This window comes from Pseudomonas sp. HMWF006 (assembly GCF_003061205.1).
Taxonomy (GTDB): Bacteria; Pseudomonadota; Gammaproteobacteria; order Pseudomonadales; family Pseudomonadaceae; genus Aquipseudomonas; species Aquipseudomonas monsensis.
This window is the reverse complement of record NZ_QAIU01000565.1, coordinates 5,745-8,407: the sequence shown is the minus strand read 5'-3', so window position 1 is coordinate 8,407 and position 2,663 is coordinate 5,745. Positions and strand designations below refer to the sequence as shown.

Sequence of the window (2,663 nt, the reverse complement as noted above, 5' to 3'; positions counted from 1 at the left end):
TAAAGGCGTTGGCCTCGTGGCCGAAGATCTCGCTTTCGAAGAGGTTCTCCGGCAGGCCGCCGCAGTTCAGTGCGACGAACTGCTTGCTGTGGCGGCGGCTGAAGTCGTGCAGGCAGCGGGCGACCAGTTCCTTGCCGGTACCGGTTTCGCCTTCGATCAAGACGTTGGCCGATGTGTCGGCGACGTTGGCGATCAGTTCGCGCAGGTTCTGCATCGCCGGCGAGCGGCCGATGATCCGGCCTTCGAGCGAATCGCGTTCGGCCAGTTGCCGACGCAGCGACGACACTTCCCGCGCCAGGCTGCGTTGCTCCAGGGCGCGCCGCGCCACATCGACCAGGCGCTCCGGCGAGAACGGCTTCTCCATGAAGTCATAGGCGCCTTTCTGCATCGCACCGACCGCCATGGAGATGTCGCCGTGACCGGTGATCAGCACCACTGGCAGGCTGCGATCACGTTGTTTCAGGCGGGTCAGCAACTCCAGGCCGTCGATACCCGGCAAGCGGATATCGCTGATGACGATGCCGGCAAAATTGTCGCCGACCTGCTCCAGTGCTTCTTCGGCGCTGCCCACACCAATGCAGGGAATGTCTTCGAGGGTCAGCGCCTGTTGGCAACCGAGCAGGACATGGGGGTCGTCTTCGACGATCAGCACACTAAGGTCGTGGTTCATATTGGCTCGGCAGGAGTAGGGCTTACCAACGGTAAACTGAGGACGAAGGTGGTGCCACCGCTGGCCGGGTGTTCGACACCCAGATGCCCGCCGGTGGCGGCCGCGAGGCTGGCGGACAGGGTCAGGCCGAGGCCCAGGCCTTGTTCACCGGGTTTGGTGGTGAAGAACGGTTCGAACAGATGCTTGCGTGCTTCGGCGTCGATGCCATGACCGTTGTCGCGCACGCGCAGGCGATATTTACCGTTGAACTCTTCACCTTCCAGCCACAGCTGCGGCAGCGGTTGCGCCTGCATGGCATCGAGGGCGTTGCCGATCAGATTGACCAGAATCTGTTCGAGGCGAGTCTGGTCGATCAGCAATTGCACGTCGGCGAATTGCCGGTGCAGCACCAGCGCCGAGTGTTCCACCCGCGCGCCGAGCAATTGCAACGCCGCCTCCACCGCTTTGCCGAGGCTGGCCTGACCGTGGCTGTCGCCGCGACGGGCGAACGAGCGCAGGCTTGCGGTGATGCGGCCCATGCGGTCGATCAGGTCGTTGATGGTCTTGAGGTTGGTGCTGGCGACATCGAGCTGACCGCGCTCGAGAAACCGTACGGTATTGCCCGAGAGGGTGCGCATCGCCGCCAGCGGCTGATTCAGTTCGTGGGCGATGCTGGTGGACATCTGGCCGATGGCCGCAAGTTTGCCGGCCTGCACCAGTTCATCCTGGGCACGGCGCAAGGTTTCTTCTGCCTGACGGCGTTCGCGGATCTGGCTCTTGAGGCGCTCGTTGCTGGCGCGCAAGTCCGAGGTACGTTCGGTAATCCGACGCTCCAGCTGATTGTTGGCTTCCTGCAAGGCTTCGCGGGCGGCGAGCCGGGTGGCGATGACTTTGCGCCGCTCGTTCCAGGCGATCAGCAGGAACGCCACCAAGGCAAAGGCGACCGCGACCAGAATGCCTTGGTTGATCGCTTCGCGACGCAAATCCTGCAAAGGTGTGAGCAAGGTGAAATTCCAGGGCGTGTCACTCAACGGGCGGGTCTGCGCCAGATAGCTGATGTCATCCTCGCCAGACGGCACTTCGCTGTTGGCGGGGAAGGTGAGTTTTTCCACGCCTTCGGACAGGGTTTCGCGAGCCAAAGGTTGCAGTTCGTTGAGCGGGTACCAGTAGTACTGCAGGCTTCGGGCAAGTTTTTCCTTGGTGTCTTCACTCAAGGGAATGACAGCTTTCAGACGTCGGGCCGGATCACTGGAAAGAATGATGATGCCGTTTTCATCGCTGACGAAGGCTTCCAGACGCGCGCGCTGCCAACGTTCTTCCATGGCTTCCAGCCGCACTTTGACCACGGCGACGCCGATGATCTTGCCATGCTCTTCGAGACCGTGAGCGAGGTAATAACCGGGCTCGCCATTGGTGCTGCCGATGCCGTAGAAGCGGCCAGGTTCGCCGCGTACGGCTTTCTGGAAATAGGCGCGGAAGGACAGGTCTTCACCCAGATAGCTGTCGACATCGCGCCAGTTGCTGGTGGCCATCACGCGGCCGGTGGTGTCCATGACGTAGATGGCCCGACTGCGGCTGCGCCGGTTCAGACCTTCAAGATAAGCATTGACCGTTTGCCGGTGTTCCGGGGTCGGGTCGGCCAGCAGTTGCGGGACACTGGTTTCCAGTTCCAGCAGGCTGGGCAGGTAGGTGTATTTGCTGATCTCGCTTTCGACTGCGCGGGCGTGCAGTTCCAGCTGACGCTGGCCGTTCTCGCCAAGGCTGCGGATGCCGAAATGTTCGCTGGTCCAGAAGCCGGCAAAACCCAATCCGATCATCAGGGCGATGATCAACGGCGGCAGGAACAAATGACGGATCAGGCGAGGTTTCACGGCAAGTGATGGCGGCGCGGCGCGATAGAGAGTGGGGTCGCATTTCATCACAGATGCCTTGGGTCAACCAGCATGGCTAACAGCATGCTGGTTTGTTCGAGCGCGGAACTTGTGGCGAGGGGATTTATCCCCGATCGGCTGCG

The 2,663-nt window shown here is 61.8% G+C and carries 2 protein-coding genes; both read right to left on the bottom strand.

Annotation, left to right across the window (positions count from 1 at the left end; all coding sequences use genetic code 11):
• Positions 1 to 622, bottom strand: a 622-nt coding sequence (locus DBR24_RS25950) for a sigma-54 dependent transcriptional regulator (protein WP_256591839.1), incomplete at its 3' end; no start/stop codon positions are given.
• A gap of 44 nt (positions 623 to 666) precedes the next feature.
• Positions 667 to 2,568: a sensor histidine kinase gene (locus tag DBR24_RS25945; RefSeq protein ID WP_123466196.1), complete on the bottom strand. Its 1,902-nt coding sequence runs from the start codon at positions 2,566 to 2,568 to the stop codon at positions 667 to 669.
• Positions 2,569 to 2,663: the final 95 nt, after the last annotated feature.

Excerpts from the sequence above, each read along its gene's own strand:
- DBR24_RS25945 (WP_123466196.1), bottom strand. The coding sequence starts at position 2,568 with ATGAAATGCGACCCCACTCTCTATCGCGCCGCGCCGCCATCACTTGCC.